This is a genomic window from Pelomicrobium sp. (genome assembly GCF_036803785.1).
Lineage (GTDB): Bacteria > Pseudomonadota > Gammaproteobacteria > Burkholderiales > UBA6910 > Pelomicrobium.
Genome location: NZ_DAIRTR010000076.1, coordinates 1 through 14,829 on the forward strand (window position 1 = coordinate 1; position 14,829 = coordinate 14,829).

Sequence of the window (14,829 nt, forward strand, 5' to 3'; positions counted from 1 at the left end):
CCACCAGGGTGTCCCGCAGGTGGGATTCCAGGGAATCCTCCTGGGACAGGGCTGCCGCAATCCCCCCTTGGGCCCAACTGCTGGCCCCGTCGAGGAGGGTTTTCTTGGTGATGAGGCCGACCTGCCGATGCTCGGCGAGATGCAAAGCGGCCGTCAGGCCGGCCAGGCCGGTGCCGATGATGGCGACGTCGAAGCGCAACAAAACCGATTCCTTCGCACGCGTGGCGGAGTCACAGGCATTGAGCGGGAACCTTAACCCAATCCGGGCGCCTGATCCAGCCGACGCGAAATAACCCTGCCTCCAGGTGAACTAATCGCCTGTCTCCTTGTCTTTTGGAACAACGGAGTAGGGCGGCGTTCGTGAGGCCCGGTGGGTTATACTAATCGAGCCGCGCGAAAGGCGCGGTTTTTTTTGATAGCCCACCCTAGCTCAAGCCTCAGGAACTCCAGCCCATGGGTGATCGGGAGATCGACCAGGCGTTGGTCGAGCGGGCGCAGCGTGGCGACAAACACGCCTTCGACCTGCTGGTCAGCAAGTATCAGCGGAAGCTGGCCCGGCTCTTGTCCCGCTTCATCCGGGACCCCGCTGAAATCGAGGACGTGACCCAAGAGGCCTTCATCAAGGCCTATCGGGCCCTGCCTTCTTTCCGGGGCGACAGCGCTTTCTATACGTGGCTGTACCGGATCGGGATCAACACCGCCAAGAACTACCTGGTGGCGATGGGGCGGCGAGCTCCCACCACCACGGAATTCGAGGCCGAAGAGGCGGAGACGTTCGAAGACGCAGAGCAGCTGAGGGACGTCAACACGCCGGAAGCGGAACTCATGAGCAAGCAGATCGCTCAGACGGTGAACGACTCCATGGCGGCGCTGCCCGAGGAGCTGCGCACCGCCATCACGCTCCGGGAAATCGAAGGTTTGAGCTACGAAGAGATCGCGACCATCATGAATTGTCCTATCGGGACGGTGCGCTCGCGGATCTTCCGGGCACGCGAGGCGATCGCAGCCAACCTGCGACCGCTATTGGGTACCAGCAAGGACAAGAGGTGGTGAAGTGAAGCAGGAGATCTCCGCGTTGATGGATGGGGAACTCGAGGCCGACCAGGCTCGGGTAGTGATCAGGCGGCTGGGCAATGACCCAAGCCTTCAAAGTGAATGGGCAGTCTATCATCTCATCGGAGACGCGCTGCGGGAACAAGCGTTCGCCGCCTTCGACGTACGGGAGCGGGTGCGCCGGCGACTGACTGAGGAACCCACCGTGCTGGCGCCGCGGCGCTTCCTCGCGCGAAACGTGCGGCTCTATGCCCTGTCGGCGGCAGCTTCCGTCGCCGCGGTGGCGCTGGTGGGATGGGTGGTGCTCCAGGGGCCATCCGAGGGCGAGCGTCCCACCTTGGCCCGCCCTGCAGCGGTGATCGCCGGCGGCCCGTTGACCGCTCCCGCACTGCAGCCTGCTGCACCGCCCTTGAGCGGGCTAAACGACTATCTGCTGGTCCATCAGGGCCATTCCCCGAGCACCCAAATTCAGGGCTTGGCCACCTACGTCCGAGCGGTGTCCCATCCCGAGGCGGAAGCGCGTCCATGATCCGTTGGGCGCTGCTGGTTGCGCTGGCGCTGGGGACCTTTCCCGTGGCGGCGGCCGACGGCGGTGACGGCCTCGCCTGGCTGCAGCGCGTGGCGAGCGCCGCGCGTACGATCAACTATGCCGGCACCTTTGTCTACCAGCATGGCAACCGGGTGGAGTCCTCCCGCATCGTCCATCTGGTGGACGAAAGCGGTGAGCACGAAAAGCTGGAAACCCTGGATGGTCCGCCGCGGGAGATCGTTCGCCACAACGACGAGATCTATTGCTATTTCCCGGAAGGGAAACAGCTACGGATCGACAAGGGGCAACCCCGGAAGACTTTTCCCGCCCTGCTGCCGGAGCAGCTCTCGTCGCTCACCGAGAATTACCATGTGCGCCTGGGCGGGCGCGAGCGCATCGCGGGCTACGAGTGCCAGGTGATCCTTCTGGAGCCCAAGGACGGGCTGCGCTACGGACACAAGCTCTGGGCCGACGCCGGCTCGGGCCTACTGCTTAAGGCGATCATGTTCGACGACCAGGGCCAGGTAGTGGAGCAGTTCGCCTTTACCCAAGTGGAGATCGGCCGTCCCATCGACCCAGCCCTGCTCAAGCCCAAGTACGAGGCCCGCACCCCGCTGCGCCAAGAGGCCATCGCCTCCGGGCTGGGCACCGATAGACCTTCGGGCTGGATCATCCGGGATCCCCCGCCGGGCTTCAAGAAAGTTCTAGAAGCCAGACGTCTGCTGGGTGCCAAGCCTCGCCCGGTGATCCACATCATGCTCTCCGACGGGCTGGTGGCGGTGTCTGTATTCGTCGAGGCGGTAGGTAGCAATCCGCCGAAGAGCCAGCGGCATTCCAATCAAGGGGCCATCAACATCGTCTCCCGCGTGGTGAACAACCATCTGGTCACGGTGGTGGGTGAGGCACCCGCCGTCACGGTGATGAAGATCGCCGATTCCATCACCTATCAGGACCGATAGAGATGCTGGAGTCTCGGGCACGGATCATCGAGCGCCGTGGTGAAGCCGCGCTCGTCGAAGTCTTAGAACAGGCGGGTTGCGGCGCCTGTGTACCGGGCAAAGCCTGCGGCACGACACTCCTTGTCCGATGGCTGCCGCACCGCTCCCAGCGGTTTGAGGTCGCCAATCCGATCCAAGCCGGGCCGGGAGACGAGGTGATCGTGGCGCTAGAGGAAGACCAGCTCCTGCGCAGCGCGATCGCGGTATTTGCCCGAGCGCTGGGGCTGCTCCTCACCGGAGCGGTGAGCGGCGCCCTGGTCGGGGGAGGGGACGCCATAGCCGCCGCCGGGGCCGCGGCCGGCCTGGCGGGAGCTTATCTTGCGCTGCGTCGCTCGGGGCGGGGCCCAGCCCACGCCAACCAAGCGCCGCGCATCGTGCGCGCCGCACGCGCGCCAGGCCCTTGAGGATTGCCATTTAAACAGAGTCAACTTTCCCGGAGGTAACGCCATCCATGTTTAACCGCTTGATGTTTCTTTTTTCGGCTCTGCTCCTCGCTTTTCCTGTGGCAGCGAAGGAGCTCCCTGACTTTACCGGGATCGTGGAGCAAAATGCCGCGGCGGTGGTCAACGTGAGCACCACCCAGACGGTCAAAAGCAACGCCCCCCAGTTTCCCAACATTCCGGAAGACGACCCTTTCTACGAGTTCTTTCGCCGCTTCGCGCCCAACTTTCCGTACCTGCCGCGGGAATTTCAGTCGCGCTCCCTGGGCTCCGGCTTTGTCATCAGTCCGGACGGCTACATCCTCACCAACGCCCACGTGGTGGACAGCGCCGACGAAATCATCGTGAAGCTGGTGGACAAGCGGGAGTTCAAAGCCAAAGTGATCGGCGCCGACAAGCGCACCGACGTGGCGCTGATCAAGATCGACGCCCAGGGGCTGCCCACAGTCCGTTTCGGGGATCCGAACAAGCTTAAGGTGGGGGAGTGGGTGGTGGCCATCGGTTCTCCCTTCGGATTCGAGCACTCCGTGACCGCGGGCATCGTGAGCGCCAAGGGACGTTCTTTGCCCCAGGAGAACTTCGTGCCCTTCATTCAGACCGACGTGGCCATTAACCCGGGCAACTCGGGTGGGCCGTTGTTCAACATGCAGGGGGAGGTGGTGGGCATTAACTCCCAGATCTACAGCCGCACCGGCGGCTTCATGGGACTGTCCTTCGCCATCCCGATCGACGTGGCCATGGACGTCGCCGACCAGCTCCGAGCCCACGGCAAGGTACGGCGAGGAAAGCTCGGCGTGGTGATTCAGGAGGTCACCCGGGACCTGGCGGAATCCTTCGGCTTGCCCAAACCCGCGGGAGCGCTGATCGCCTCGGTGGAAAAGGGTAGCCCCGCGGAGAAGGCCGGCCTGGAGGTGGGCGACATCATTGTCAAGTACGACGGCAAGGCGGTCGCTTCCTCGAGTGATCTGCCGCGCATGGTGGGATCCACCAAGCCGGGGACCAAGGTGACCGTGCAGGTGTGGCGCAAGGGGGCAACGAAAGATATCCAGGTTACCGTGGGCGAGCTCCCTGAGGAACAGGTGGCGCGGGCCTCTGGGCGACAAGGGGAGCGGGGAAGCGCTGCTGACCGTCTGGGTCTGGTCCTCTCCGACCTGCCGGCGGACAAGAAAAAGGAGCTGGGACTCGAGGGCGGCGTACTGGTGGAGGACGTAAAACCAGGCCCCGCCGCCCGAGCGGGCATTCGCCCGGGGGACGTGATCCTCGGGATCAACAACGAAGACATCAAAAGTGTGGAGCAATTCCGCAAGATCGTCACCGGACTGGAAAAAGGCCGCCATGTGGCGCTGCTCGTTCGCCGCGGGGAGAGCACCACTTTCCTGACGGCCAGGATCGATGGCTGAGCCGATTCCCCTCACCCTCTATAGCCGCGCCTACTGCCATCTGTGCGAGGACATGGAGCGGGCCCTGGCGGCCCTCGCCCCAGTCCTCGGATTTCGGGTGGAAGTGGTAGACGTGGACGCCGATCCCGGCCTCGAGCACCGCTACGGCGAGCGAGTGCCGGTGCTGGCAGCGGGAGAGCGGGAGTTGTGCGCCCATCGCCTTGACCTTCAGGCGCTTGATGCATACCTTGCCGAAATTCGCTAAAATTCACGCTTTCCAATGACTTGGGCACTTGCGCGGTGCCCTTTTTTTAAGCTCGCGACCCGCGCCAGGCGCGGGATTCTAGGCGGGCAGGCCGGGTTTGTTCCGGAAACGGATGCAGCATATTCGCAACTTCTCCATCATTGCCCACATCGACCACGGCAAGTCCACGCTCGCCGATCGCCTGATCCAACTCTGCGGGGGACTTTCGGATCGGGAAATGGAGGATCAGGTGCTGGATTCCATGGAGCTCGAGCGGGAGCGGGGAATCACCATCAAGGCCCAGACGGCGGCGCTCGAGTACGCCGCGCGGGATGGCCGGCGTTACTTGCTCAACCTGATCGACACGCCAGGCCACGTGGACTTTTCCTACGAGGTGTCCCGCTCGCTTGCGGCGTGCGAAGGGGCGCTCCTGGTGGTGGACGCCTCTCAGGGCGTGGAGGCCCAAACCGTCGCCAACTGCTACACCGCCATCGAGCAAGGCATCGAAGTGGTACCCGTGCTCAACAAAATCGACCTGCCTTCAGCGGAGCCGGATCGGGTAATCACAGAGATCGAGGACATCATCGGCATCCCGGCGCGTGACGCCCTGCGCTGCTCGGCCAAGAGCGGAGAAGGGGTGCCCGAAGTGCTAGAGGCGATCATTCGACGCATCCCCCCGCCCGCCGGGGACCCGCAGGCGCCCCTCAAGGCCCTGATCATCGATTCCTGGTTCGACAACTACGTGGGCGTGGTCATGTTGGTGCGGGTGGTGGATGGAATCCTGCGTCCCAAAGATCGGATTCGTCTCATGTCTACCGGGGCCGAGTACTGGTGCGAGCAGGTGGGCGTGTTCACCCCCAAGTCCAGGGCCAAGGACTGCCTGGGCGCAGGGGAGGTGGGGTTTGTCACTGCGGGAATCAAGGAGCTCACTGCGGCGCGGGTTGGTGACACCGTGACCCATGCCAACCGGCCTGCCGCCAGCCCGCTCCCCGGCTTCAAGGAGGTCAAACCCCAGGTATTCGCCGGGCTCTATCCCGTGGACGCAGGCGACTACGGCGCCTTGCGTGACGCCCTGGAAAAACTCAAGCTCAATGACGCCTCGCTGCACTTCGAGCCCGAAACTTCTCAGGCCTTGGGCTTCGGCTTCCGCTGCGGTTTCCTGGGCTTACTGCACATGGAAATCGTGCAAGAGCGGCTGGAGCGCGAATACGGGATGAATCTCATCACCACCGCCCCCACGGTGGTCTACCAGGTGCTACTGCGCGACGGCACAGCGCTGCACATCGAAAACCCGTCGCGGCTGCCGGAGCCCTCCAGGATCGAGGAAATCCGCGAGCCCATCATCACCGCTCATATCCTCCTGCCCCAGGACTACGTGGGCCCAGTCATTACCCTGTGCGAAGCGCGGCGCGGTGTGCAGCGGAACATGCAGTATCTGGGGCGGCAGGTGATGCTCACCTACGAGCTACCGCTCAACGAAGTAGTCATGGATTTCTTCGACCGCCTGAAATCAGTCTCCCGCGGCTACGCTTCCCTCGACTACGAATTCAAGGAATTCCGGGCATCGGACTTGGTGAAGCTCGACATCCTGATCAACGGGGAGCGGGTGGACGCCCTGTCGGCCATCGTGCACCGTTCCGGGGCCCAGGTGCGGGGGCGGGAGCTGGCAGCCAAGATGCGGGAGCTGATTCCCCGGCAGATGTTCGACGTTGCAGTCCAGGCGGCCATCGGCTCCCAGATCATTGCCCGGGAAACTGTCAAGGCGCTGCGCAAAAACGTGCTCGCCAAATGCTACGGCGGCGACGTGACGCGCAAGAAGAAGCTGCTCGAGAAGCAGAAAGCCGGCAAGAAACGCATGAAGCAAGTGGGCAGTGTGGAAATCCCCCAGGAGGCCTTCCTGGCGGTGCTGCGGGTCGAAGGCAAGTAAACCAGCCCGGGAGAGCAGATGAACTTTGCCCTAGTGTTGCTGCTCCTGCTCCTCGTCACGGGTGGGATCTGGCTGCTCGACCGACTGATGCTGGCCAAGCGCCGGGGCCCCCAGGACAAGGAACCCTGGTGGGTGGAATACCCGAAGAGTTTTTTCCCAGTGATCCTGCTGGTCTTCGTGCTGCGCTCCTTCTTGGTGGAGCCGTTCAAAATTCCCTCGGGATCGATGATTCCCACCCTGCTGGTGGGAGATTTCATCCTGGTGAACAAATACACCTACGGGATCCGGCTGCCGGTGGTCAACTGGAAGCTCATCGAGGTCGACTCTCCCCGGCGAGGCGAAGTCATGGTGTTCCGCTACCCGGAAAACCCCTCCCTTGACTACATCAAGCGCGTGGTGGGCCTGCCTGGCGATCGCATCGTGTACCGCAACAAGCGACTGGAGATCAACGGCCAGCCGGTCAAAATGGTGAAAAACGGCGAGTACAGTTACGTGGAAAGCGGGCTCAACCTGGTGCGGGCACTGCTTTTCACCGAGTACCTCGGCGGTCACCCCCATGCGGTGCTCATCAACCCGTCCGCTCCGGACCTGCAGCTCGCCGGAGTCCGCCAGTTTCCGTTCCGCGACAATTGCACCTACAATGAGGATGCCATGAGCTGTACGGTGCCGCCGGGCCACTATTTCGTCATGGGCGACAACCGGGACAGCAGCAGCGACAGCCGCTATTGGGGGTTCGTGCCCGACAGCCACGTGGTGGGGAAGGCGTTTCTGATCTGGTGGAACTTTGGCGATTTCAAGCGGATCGGCACCGTGATCCGCTGAGGTGCGGGGAAGATCGCGCGAGGAAGGCGTATGCACAGGCAGCAAGGCATCACTCTGGGAGGTTTTCTGGTGGTGGCGGTGATCCTGGCCTTCGGGGCGCTACTCGCTTTCAAGGTGATCCCCCACTATCTGGAATTCTGGGCCATCAAGAAGACCATGACCGCTACGGTTCGCGACCCCACCTTGCAGGAGGCTTCGGTAGCGGAAATCCGCAGCGCCTTCGACAAGCGCGCCGATATCGACAATATCACGGCGGTGAAGGGCCGGGACATTGCGGTGAGCAAAGAGGGCGGGGCCCTCGTGCTCAGTACCAGCTACCAGGTGAAGGTGCCGCTCTTCGCCAACGTGAGTCTGCTGATCGACTTCAGTTACTCGACCCGATGACCGCTGCTCCGCCCGCCGGCGCGCCCACGGGCCGCAGGAGGGACGTGGAAGCGCTGTGTGCCTTGCTCGGCTATGCCTTTACCGACCCGACCCTGCTGCGGCAGGCGCTCACCCACCGCAGCCACAGCTCGCCCCACAACGAACGACTGGAATTCTTGGGCGACAGCGTCCTTAACCTGGCGGTGGCACGGCTACTGTATGTCCGCTTCCCCCAGGCCCCTGAAGGGACGCTTTCCCGGCTGCGAGCCAACCTAGTCAACCAGCAAAGCCTGAGCGACCTGGCGATCCATCTGGGACTGGGAGAGCTGGTGCGGCTTGGGGAAGGAGAGGTGAAAAGTGGCGGGGCCCGGCGCCCTTCCATCCTGGCAGACGCCCTGGAGGCGATCTTTGGCGCCGTCTACCTCGACGGGGGCTTCGAGCCGGCAGAGCAGGTGATTCGGCGCCTCTTCGAGCCCTTCCTGGCGCGGCTGGACATGAAGACCCTGGGCAAGGACCCCAAGACCCAGCTGCAGGAGTTCCTCCAGGGTCGGCGACTCGCGCTGCCCCAGTACTCCGTGGTGGCGACCCACGGCCGCGCCCACGAACAGCACTTCGTTGTAGAGTGTCTGATCGATGAGCTGGGCATCCGCTGCCTAGGCGAAGGGCCAAGCCGCCGCAAGGCGGAGCAGGAAGCGGCGCGCCAGGCGCTCGCCCTGGCCGAAGGCAGCAAGTCCCAGGGACGCAAGGGCCCATGAGCGCAACCGCTGCGGGTTTCAGAAGTGGCTATGTCGCCATCGTCGGCCGTCCTAACGTGGGCAAGTCCACCTTGCTCAACCGCCTGGTGGGCACCAAGATCAGCATCGTCTCCCCCCGGCCCCAGACGACCCGTCACCGGGTGCGGGGCATCCTCACCACCGAGCACGCTCAGCTCGTTTTCGTGGACACCCCTGGCTTCCAGACCTTGCACGGAGGCGCCCTCAACCGGGCCCTCAACCGCAGCGTGATCCAAACCCTGGAGGACGTGGACGTCACCCTGATGGTGGTGGAGGCGTTGCGCTTCAACGCAGGCGACCGCCAGGTAGTGGGACTGCTCAAGCGGGACCGGCCTGCTATCCTGGCTATCAACAAGGTGGATCTGGTCAAGGACAAAGGGCTGCTGCTGCCCTTCATCCAGCAGGCCGCCGACACCTATCCCTTCGCCGAAATTGTGCCTGTCAGCGCCGAAAGGGGCGTGGGCCTCGAGGACCTGGTGGCGACGATAGGGCGGTACCTCCCGGAAGGGCCGCCTCTGTACGATCCGGAGGAAATGACCGACGCCAGTGAACGGTTTCTCGCCGCTGAGCTCCTGCGCGAGAAGCTGTTTCGCTTGCTGGGCGAGGAGTTGCCTTACGCCACTACGGTCGTGGTGGAAGAGTTCAAGGATGAAGAAGCCCTGAAGCGCATCCACGCGGTAATCTACGTGGAAAAAGATTCCCAAAAGGCCATCGTAATCGGGCGCAAGGGCGAAAAGCTCAAGGAGATCGCCAGCCAGGCGCGTCTCGACATGGAGCGGCTTTTCGGGACCAAGGTCTTCTTGGACGTGTGGGTCAAAGTACGCCGAGGATGGTCCGACGACGAGAGGATGCTAAAAAGCCTCGGCTTCGAGTCCTAGGATGAACGAGGCGCTGGCCCGCCGTCATGCAGGGGGGCAGCAGGCGGCGGCGTTCGTGCTGCATACCTACCCCTACCGGGAGACGAGCCTGATCGTGGAAGCGCTGACCCGCAGCCACGGGCGCCTGCCCATGGTGGCGCGGGGAGTCCGTCGGCCCAAATCCCAGCTGCGGGGCCAGCTGCTGCCCTTTCAGCCCCTGCTGCTTTCTTGGGCAGGCCGAGCAGAGTTGAAAACCCTAGTGCGGGCAGAATGGATAAGCGGCCAACCCTCTCTGGAAGGGCGGGCTCTCATGTGTGGCTTCTACCTGAACGAGCTGCTGATGCGACTCCTGCCCCGGGAGGACCCCCACGAAGCGCTCTTCGACCACTACCGGGATACGCTGCAAGCCCTCGCCCAGGAACCCAACATCGAGGCCATCCTACGCCGGTTCGAAACCCGATTGCTCAAGGAACTGGGCTATGCCATGGTGCTGGACCGCGACGCTCTCACGGGCGAGGCGATCGACCCCAGTGGGCGGTATACTTATTTGCCGGAGCGGGGTCCGGTCCCGCTTTCCGAAGACAAGGGAGAAGAGCCGGTGCTTTTCGGCAAGACGTTGCTCGACATGGCCCAAGACCGTTACGAGGACCCCCAGACCCAGCAGCAGAGCAAAGCCCTGATGCGCGCCCTCATCAACCGGCTGCTCGGTGGCCAGCCGCTGCACACGCGGCAGTTGCTCAAGGAGCTGCAGCAGCTATGATCGAACTCGGCGTCAACATCGACCACGTGGCCACCTTGAGGCAAGCCCGTGGCACCCGCTACCCGAGCCCAATCGAGGCCGCCCTGGTGGCCGAGACAGCTGGGGCGGACGCCATTACCCTGCACTTGCGGGAGGATCGGCGCCATATCCAGGACCGGGACGTGGAGCTGCTGCGCCAGGTGTTGCATACCCGCATGAACTTGGAAAGCGCCATCACGGCCGACATGTTGGCTTTTGCCCTTCGGGTAAGACCCCACGACGTGTGCTTCGTGCCCGAGCGGCGCCAGGAGCTCACCACCGAGGGTGGCCTGGATGTACTCGGCCGCTTCGCGGAGGTGCGGGAAGCCTGCGCCCGGCTGACGGGGGAGGGAATCCGGGTATCCTTGTTCGTCGATCCCGACCTGCGTCAGATCGATGCGGCGGCCCGGGCGGGGGCTCCGGTGATCGAGATCCATACCGGGCGCTATGCGGAGGCCCGCACGCCCGCGGAACGGGATGAAGAGTTGGAGCGGGTGGCCCGGGCGGTGGCCCACGGGCTCGGACTGGGCCTCAAAGTCAATGCGGGCCACGGACTCAACTACCACAACGTCCAGCCCATCGCCGCCATTCCCGGCGTTGCCGAACTCAACATCGGCCACGCCATCGTCGCCCGGGCGATCTTCGTCGGCCTGGCCGAGGCCGTGCGCAGCATGAAAGCCCTGATGCGTGAAGCGGTAGGGCGAGGGACAGGCTCCCGGTGATCTACGGCATTGGCACTGACCTGGTCGACACCCGACGTATCGAGCGGCTGTTAGAGCGTTACGGTGAGCGCTTCGCCCGACGCCTCCTCACCCCTCTCGAATGGCAACGCTTCCAGGGGAGTCGCCGGCCAGCGGCTTATCTGGCCCTGCGCTTCGCCGCCAAAGAGGCTTTTTCCAAAGCCATGGGCACTGGGTTCCGCACGCCGGTGCTCCTTTCCAGCATTTCCGTCGTCCAGGACCGTCTGGGCAAGCCCGGGTTGCTGTTCCATGGAGCTCTGGAGGCTTACGTGCGGGAACAGGGCATCGCCCGCTACCACCTGACGCTGAGCGACGAAGCACCTTTCGCCTGCGCCGTGGTCGTTTTGGAGCGCTGACGAGCCCGCGGAGGTCCTCCATGTCCCTTGGTCCCCTCATGCTGGATGTGCCGGGCCCGGTCCTCGGTCCCGAGGACGAGGCGCGGCTCACCCACCCGGGGGTCGGGGGGGTCATACTTTTCAGCCGCAACTATCAGGACCCCGCCCAGCTTTCTCGGCTGACCGCCACTATCCACGCACTGCGCACTCCCCCGCTCCTCATCGCCGTAGACCACGAGGGCGGGCGTGTTCAGCGCTTCCGCGAGGGATTCACCCGGCTCCCTCCCATGCGCAGTCTCGGCCGCCTGTGGGACCGCAACCCCCACCGGGCCCGGGTTCTCGCCGAGCAGACAGGCTACGTGCTGGCCGCGGAGCTGCGGGCATGTGGCGTGGATTTCAGCTTCACCCCTGTACTGGACCTGGACTACGGCGCGAGCACCGTCATCGGCGACCGGGCCTTTCATTCCCATCCGGATGCGGTGGCCGAGCTGGCCCAGGAACTCGTGCGAGGGCTGCGGCGCGCCGGCATGGCCGCCGTGGGCAAGCATTTTCCTGGGCATGGATTCGTGGCCGCCGACTCCCATACAGAGCTGCCGACCGACGAGCGGCCGTTTGCCGATCTGGCCCTGGCGGATCTGGTCCCCTTCCGCCGCTTGGTGCAGCACGGGCTTGCGGCCATCATGCCGGCTCACGTGGTCTACCCAGCGGTGGATAGCCGGCCCGCGGGGTATAGCGAGGTCTGGTTGCAGCGCATCCTGCGCCAGGAGCTGGGCTTCGAGGGCGCGGTCTTGAGCGACGACCTGTCCATGGCGGGGGCGGCCTGTGGAGGCGACCCGCTCGCCCGGGCGCGGGCAGCCCTCAACGCCGGCTGCGACATGGTGCTCGTATGCAACGACGCGGCGGCAGCCGAGGCCGTGCTGGAAGGATTGAGCGGGGAGCTGACGGCGGTGAGCTTGGCCCGGCTGGCGCGCATGCACGGCCGTCCGGGCTCCGCCCCATGGAAGCGGCTGCGGGAAAACCCGGATTACGTGGAAGCGGTTCGGGCAGTCTCCGCCCTCGCCGCGGAGGCAGCGAAACTCCCCTTGTTGCCCGACCCGACGAGCCCGCCCAACTGCAGCGATTCGCCATGAGTCACGCCCATGGGCACACAGACCCGCTCGCCCGCCTGGGCTGGGCGCTGGGGGTCACCTTGGCCTTCGCCGGCGTGGAAGCCGTGGGCGGCTGGTGGTCCGGATCCCTGGCGCTGCTCTCCGACGCCGGGCACATGCTCTCCGACGCCCTGGCCCTTGCTCTGGCGCTGCTCGCGGCCTGGGTGGCCCGACGCCCTCCCTCCCACCGCCATACCTACGGTCTCATGCGGGCTGAGGTGGTCGCCGCCCTGGCCAATGCGCTGCTCATGCTGGTGGTCGTGCTGGGCATCGCGGTGGAAGCGGTGGAGCGGCTTCAGGCCCCGCGTCCCGTGGCCGGGCTTGCCGTCATGGTGGTCGCGGCGGTCGGGCTCTTGGTGAACGTGGGAGTGCTGTTTATCCTCGGGCATTCCCACGGCGGGCTGAACCTGCGCGCGGCGGCGCTCCACGTGACGGGGGATCTGCTGGGCTCGGCAGCAGCACTTACTGCGGGGGCAGTGGTGCACTTCACCGGCTGGACGCCCATCGATCCCCTGCTTGCCGTCGTGGTCGCTTGCCTGATCCTTGCCTCCACGGTCCAGGTCGTGCGGGGGGCGCTCACCATCATCATGGAAGGGGTGCCCTCGGGTGTGGATCTGGAGGAGGTGGGGCGGGCCATGGCGGAAGTCCGGGGCGTGACTTCTGTTCACGACCTGCACGTCTGGACCGTGGGATCAGAGCAGGTGATCCTCTCGGCCCACGTCGTCCTGGAAGACCTCAAGGAATGGCCCCGGGTGCTTCCCGAGCTGCAGCGGATGTTGCGTACCCGCTTTCGCATAGAGCACGTCACCCTGCAGCCCGAGGTACCGGTGCGGCCGGAGGCCACCAACGCGATGCGCATCCCCATCGTCCCCGCTGGGGGACGGCACTCCTGAAATCGAGGGGTGGGGCGGATCAGCCCCGCTCCATGTACTCGCCCGAGTCGGTGCTGACCTTGATGCGCTCTCCCTCGGATACGAACTGGGGCACCATCACGGTCAGACCGGTCTCGGTTTTGGCCGGCTTGAACGTGGCCGTGGCCGTTGCAGTCTTGATGCCTGGCTCGGTTTCCGTGACGGTGAGTACCACCGTGGGAGGAAGTTGGACGCCGATCGGCCGATCGTTGTGGAAGTTGATCTGCACTTCGGTGTTGGGCAGCAGGAACTCTTTCTGGCCTTCGAGCAGATCCTCCGGAAGGGAGATCTGCTCGAAAGTCTCTTTGTCCATGAACACGTAGCTCGCTCCGTCATTGTACAAATACTCGAAGTCCCGACTCTCGACAAAGGCGCGCTCCACCTTCTCGTCGGTACGAAAGCGCTGGTTCGTCTTGGTGCCGCTTTCGATGTCCTTCATCTCTACTTGCATGAAGGCGCCGCCTCGCCCGCCCACATGAACGTGGTAGGATTTGAGCACCCGCCACACGCGCTTGTCCCACTCGATCAGGTTGCCGGCCCGGATTTCGGTCGCTAAAACTTTTGCCATGGTCGTCTGTTCAAAGTTAAATTTTAAATTTTACACTAAGCTAAGACGCCCACAGGGTGCCCGAATGCACGCGACAAGCTCCTTTGACCTCTCCTGTCGCCGCTGCGTGCGGCTCGCCCGCTATCTGGATCGGGTGCGCCAGGACCACCCCGCCTATCACGCCAAGCCGGTGCCTTCCTTCGGCGACGCCCGGCCCAGTTTGCTGGTAGTGGGGCTGGCGCCCGGCCTCCATGGCGCCAATCGCACCGGGCGCCCGTTTACCGGCGATCACGCGGGCCGCTTGCTCTACGCAACGCTTTACCGCCACGGCTATGCGAGCGCCCCCGTCTCGTGTAGTGGGGATGACGGGCTCACTCTCACGGGCGCCCGCATCACCAATGCCGTACGCTGCGCGCCTCCGGAGAACAAGCCGACTGCGGCGGAGGTGGGCAACTGCAACGCCTTCCTCGCCGAAGAGCTCGCCCAGATGCCCCCGGGGCGGGCCGTACTGGCCTTGGGCGCGATCGCCCACGGGGCCGTGCTCAAGGCCCTGGGGCTGCGTGCGGGGGCGTACAAGTTCGCCCATGGCGCCGTGCACGCGCTTCCCGGGGAGACGATTCTCTTCGATAGTTACCACTGCAGCCGCTATAACACCCAGACGGGCCGCCTGACGCCTGCCATGTTCGATGCTGTGTTCCGCTCGATCAGAGAGCACTCGGCCGGAGTTTCGCACGCTTGCCGCTGAGCGCAGGCCGATCTTCCCCACCAGCCTTGGCTTCCGCGACGATTCCTCCCTTCGACCCGCAAACGTTCGTGTCCGGGCTGCCCCATCTACCGGGGGTGTATCGCATGCTCAATGCGGCAGGAGAGGTAATCTACGTGGGCAAGGCCCGGGACCTCAAGAAACGAGTCGCTTCCTATTTCACCAAGACCGTGCACGGGCCACGCATCGCCCACATGTTGCAGCAGACCGCCGGCATCGAGA

General features: G+C 64.5%; 20 protein-coding genes. 18 read left to right on the forward strand and 2 right to left on the reverse strand.

Annotation, left to right across the window (positions count from 1 at the left end; translation table 11 throughout):
* Positions 1–199, reverse strand: a 199-nt coding sequence (locus V7Q81_RS09955; RefSeq protein WP_333842687.1) for an FAD-dependent oxidoreductase, incomplete at its 3' end; no start/stop codon positions are given.
* A 254-nt stretch (positions 200–453) separates the two neighbouring features.
* On the opposite strand from V7Q81_RS09955, the gene rpoE reads away from it, so the two are divergent.
* From rpoE to V7Q81_RS10035, 16 genes are all read left to right on the forward strand, one after another.
* Positions 454–1,053 (forward strand): RNA polymerase sigma factor RpoE, encoded by a 600-nt coding sequence (gene rpoE, locus V7Q81_RS09960; RefSeq protein ID WP_333842690.1) that lies wholly within the window; start codon positions 454–456, stop codon positions 1,051–1,053.
* 1 nt (position 1,054) lies between these two features.
* Positions 1,055–1,582: a sigma-E factor negative regulatory protein gene (locus V7Q81_RS09965; protein WP_333842692.1), complete on the forward strand. Its 528-nt coding sequence runs from the start codon at positions 1,055–1,057 to the stop codon at positions 1,580–1,582.
* A complete protein-coding gene (locus tag V7Q81_RS09970; protein WP_333842694.1) occupies positions 1,579–2,541 on the forward strand; it encodes a MucB/RseB C-terminal domain-containing protein in 963 nt (320 codons plus the stop codon). Before V7Q81_RS09965 ends, V7Q81_RS09970 begins: the two co-directional genes overlap by 4 nt.
* A 2-nt stretch (positions 2,542–2,543) precedes the next feature.
* The gene (locus V7Q81_RS09975; protein ID WP_333842696.1) at positions 2,544–2,984 is read left to right on the forward strand and encodes a SoxR reducing system RseC family protein; all 441 of its coding nucleotides are present in this window, start codon (positions 2,544–2,546) and stop codon (positions 2,982–2,984) included.
* A gap of 47 nt (positions 2,985–3,031) precedes the next feature.
* Positions 3,032–4,420, forward strand: coding sequence for a DegQ family serine endoprotease (locus tag V7Q81_RS09980; RefSeq protein WP_333842698.1), 1,389 nt, complete (start codon positions 3,032–3,034; stop codon positions 4,418–4,420).
* A complete protein-coding gene (locus tag V7Q81_RS09985; RefSeq protein WP_333842700.1) occupies positions 4,413–4,664 on the forward strand; it encodes a glutaredoxin family protein in 252 nt (83 codons plus the stop codon). The genes V7Q81_RS09980 and V7Q81_RS09985 overlap by 8 nt, the downstream gene beginning before the upstream one ends.
* Before the next feature lie 112 nt (positions 4,665–4,776).
* Positions 4,777–6,570 carry a translation elongation factor 4 gene (lepA, locus tag V7Q81_RS09990; RefSeq protein ID WP_333842702.1) on the forward strand — a complete coding sequence of 598 codons (1,794 nt, stop codon included), beginning with the start codon at positions 4,777–4,779 and terminating at the stop codon, positions 6,568–6,570.
* A gap of 18 nt (positions 6,571–6,588) precedes the next feature.
* Positions 6,589–7,392, forward strand: coding sequence for a signal peptidase I (gene lepB, locus V7Q81_RS09995; protein ID WP_333842707.1), 804 nt, complete (start codon positions 6,589–6,591; stop codon positions 7,390–7,392).
* Between the two features lie 30 nt (positions 7,393–7,422).
* On the forward strand, positions 7,423–7,776 hold the full coding sequence (locus tag V7Q81_RS10000; RefSeq protein ID WP_333842710.1) for a DUF4845 domain-containing protein: 354 nt from the start codon (positions 7,423–7,425) through the stop codon (positions 7,774–7,776).
* A complete protein-coding gene (gene rnc / locus V7Q81_RS10005; RefSeq protein ID WP_333842712.1) occupies positions 7,773–8,510 on the forward strand; it encodes a ribonuclease III in 738 nt (245 codons plus the stop codon). Before V7Q81_RS10000 ends, rnc begins: the two co-directional genes overlap by 4 nt.
* Positions 8,507–9,406 carry a GTPase Era gene (gene era / locus V7Q81_RS10010; protein ID WP_333842714.1) on the forward strand — a complete coding sequence of 300 codons (900 nt, stop codon included), beginning with the start codon at positions 8,507–8,509 and terminating at the stop codon, positions 9,404–9,406. Before rnc ends, era begins: the two co-directional genes overlap by 4 nt.
* A 1-nt stretch (position 9,407) precedes the next feature.
* A complete protein-coding gene (gene recO / locus V7Q81_RS10015; protein WP_333842717.1) occupies positions 9,408–10,145 on the forward strand; it encodes a DNA repair protein RecO in 738 nt (245 codons plus the stop codon).
* Complete coding sequence (pdxJ, locus tag V7Q81_RS10020; protein ID WP_333842719.1) at positions 10,142–10,885, forward strand: pyridoxine 5'-phosphate synthase; 744 nt, start codon at positions 10,142–10,144, stop codon at positions 10,883–10,885. The genes recO and pdxJ overlap by 4 nt, the downstream gene beginning before the upstream one ends.
* Positions 10,882–11,259: a holo-ACP synthase gene (gene acpS / locus V7Q81_RS10025; protein WP_333842721.1), complete on the forward strand. Its 378-nt coding sequence runs from the start codon at positions 10,882–10,884 to the stop codon at positions 11,257–11,259. Before pdxJ ends, acpS begins: the two co-directional genes overlap by 4 nt.
* A gap of 20 nt (positions 11,260–11,279) precedes the next feature.
* Positions 11,280–12,368, forward strand: coding sequence for a beta-N-acetylhexosaminidase (nagZ, locus tag V7Q81_RS10030; protein WP_333842724.1), 1,089 nt, complete (start codon positions 11,280–11,282; stop codon positions 12,366–12,368).
* Positions 12,365–13,279: a cation diffusion facilitator family transporter gene (locus tag V7Q81_RS10035; RefSeq protein ID WP_333842726.1), complete on the forward strand. Its 915-nt coding sequence runs from the start codon at positions 12,365–12,367 to the stop codon at positions 13,277–13,279. The genes nagZ and V7Q81_RS10035 overlap by 4 nt, the downstream gene beginning before the upstream one ends.
* A gap of 19 nt (positions 13,280–13,298) precedes the next feature.
* Here the strand turns inward: V7Q81_RS10035 and efp are convergent, their stop codons facing one another.
* Positions 13,299–13,865: an elongation factor P gene (gene efp, locus V7Q81_RS10040; RefSeq protein WP_333842728.1), complete on the reverse strand. Its 567-nt coding sequence runs from the start codon at positions 13,863–13,865 to the stop codon at positions 13,299–13,301.
* A gap of 64 nt (positions 13,866–13,929) precedes the next feature.
* Between efp and V7Q81_RS10045 the strand changes: the two genes are divergently transcribed.
* Entirely contained in the window at positions 13,930–14,589 is a 660-nt protein-coding gene (locus V7Q81_RS10045) for a uracil-DNA glycosylase (protein ID WP_333842731.1), read from the forward strand.
* Between the two features lie 26 nt (positions 14,590–14,615).
* On the forward strand, positions 14,616–14,829 hold a 214-nt coding region (locus V7Q81_RS10050), incomplete at its 3' end, for a GIY-YIG nuclease family protein (RefSeq protein ID WP_333842734.1).

What these genes read in the sequence shown, in the direction of transcription:
- rpoE (WP_333842690.1), top strand. Translation starts at nt 454, where the DNA reads ATGGGTGATCGGGAGATCGACCAGGCGTTGGTCGAGCGGGCGCAGCGT.
- V7Q81_RS09970 (WP_333842694.1), top strand. Translation starts at nt 1,579, where the DNA reads ATGATCCGTTGGGCGCTGCTGGTTGCGCTGGCGCTGGGGACCTTTCCC.
- V7Q81_RS09975 (WP_333842696.1), top strand. Translation starts at nt 2,544, where the DNA reads ATGCTGGAGTCTCGGGCACGGATCATCGAGCGCCGTGGTGAAGCCGCG.
- V7Q81_RS09980 (WP_333842698.1), top strand. Translation starts at nt 3,032, where the DNA reads ATGTTTAACCGCTTGATGTTTCTTTTTTCGGCTCTGCTCCTCGCTTTT.
- V7Q81_RS09985 (WP_333842700.1), top strand. Translation starts at nt 4,413, where the DNA reads ATGGCTGAGCCGATTCCCCTCACCCTCTATAGCCGCGCCTACTGCCAT.
- lepA (WP_333842702.1), top strand. Translation starts at nt 4,777, where the DNA reads ATGCAGCATATTCGCAACTTCTCCATCATTGCCCACATCGACCACGGC.
- lepB (WP_333842707.1), top strand. Translation starts at nt 6,589, where the DNA reads ATGAACTTTGCCCTAGTGTTGCTGCTCCTGCTCCTCGTCACGGGTGGG.
- V7Q81_RS10000 (WP_333842710.1), top strand. Translation starts at nt 7,423, where the DNA reads ATGCACAGGCAGCAAGGCATCACTCTGGGAGGTTTTCTGGTGGTGGCG.
- rnc (WP_333842712.1), top strand. Translation starts at nt 7,773, where the DNA reads ATGACCGCTGCTCCGCCCGCCGGCGCGCCCACGGGCCGCAGGAGGGAC.
- era (WP_333842714.1), top strand. Translation starts at nt 8,507, where the DNA reads ATGAGCGCAACCGCTGCGGGTTTCAGAAGTGGCTATGTCGCCATCGTC.
- recO (WP_333842717.1), top strand. Translation starts at nt 9,408, where the DNA reads ATGAACGAGGCGCTGGCCCGCCGTCATGCAGGGGGGCAGCAGGCGGCG.
- pdxJ (WP_333842719.1), top strand. Translation starts at nt 10,142, where the DNA reads ATGATCGAACTCGGCGTCAACATCGACCACGTGGCCACCTTGAGGCAA.
- nagZ (WP_333842724.1), top strand. Translation starts at nt 11,280, where the DNA reads ATGTCCCTTGGTCCCCTCATGCTGGATGTGCCGGGCCCGGTCCTCGGT.
- V7Q81_RS10035 (WP_333842726.1), top strand. Translation starts at nt 12,365, where the DNA reads ATGAGTCACGCCCATGGGCACACAGACCCGCTCGCCCGCCTGGGCTGG.
- efp (WP_333842728.1), bottom strand. Translation starts at nt 13,865, where the DNA reads ATGGCAAAAGTTTTAGCGACCGAAATCCGGGCCGGCAACCTGATCGAG.
- V7Q81_RS10045 (WP_333842731.1), top strand. Translation starts at nt 13,930, where the DNA reads ATGCACGCGACAAGCTCCTTTGACCTCTCCTGTCGCCGCTGCGTGCGG.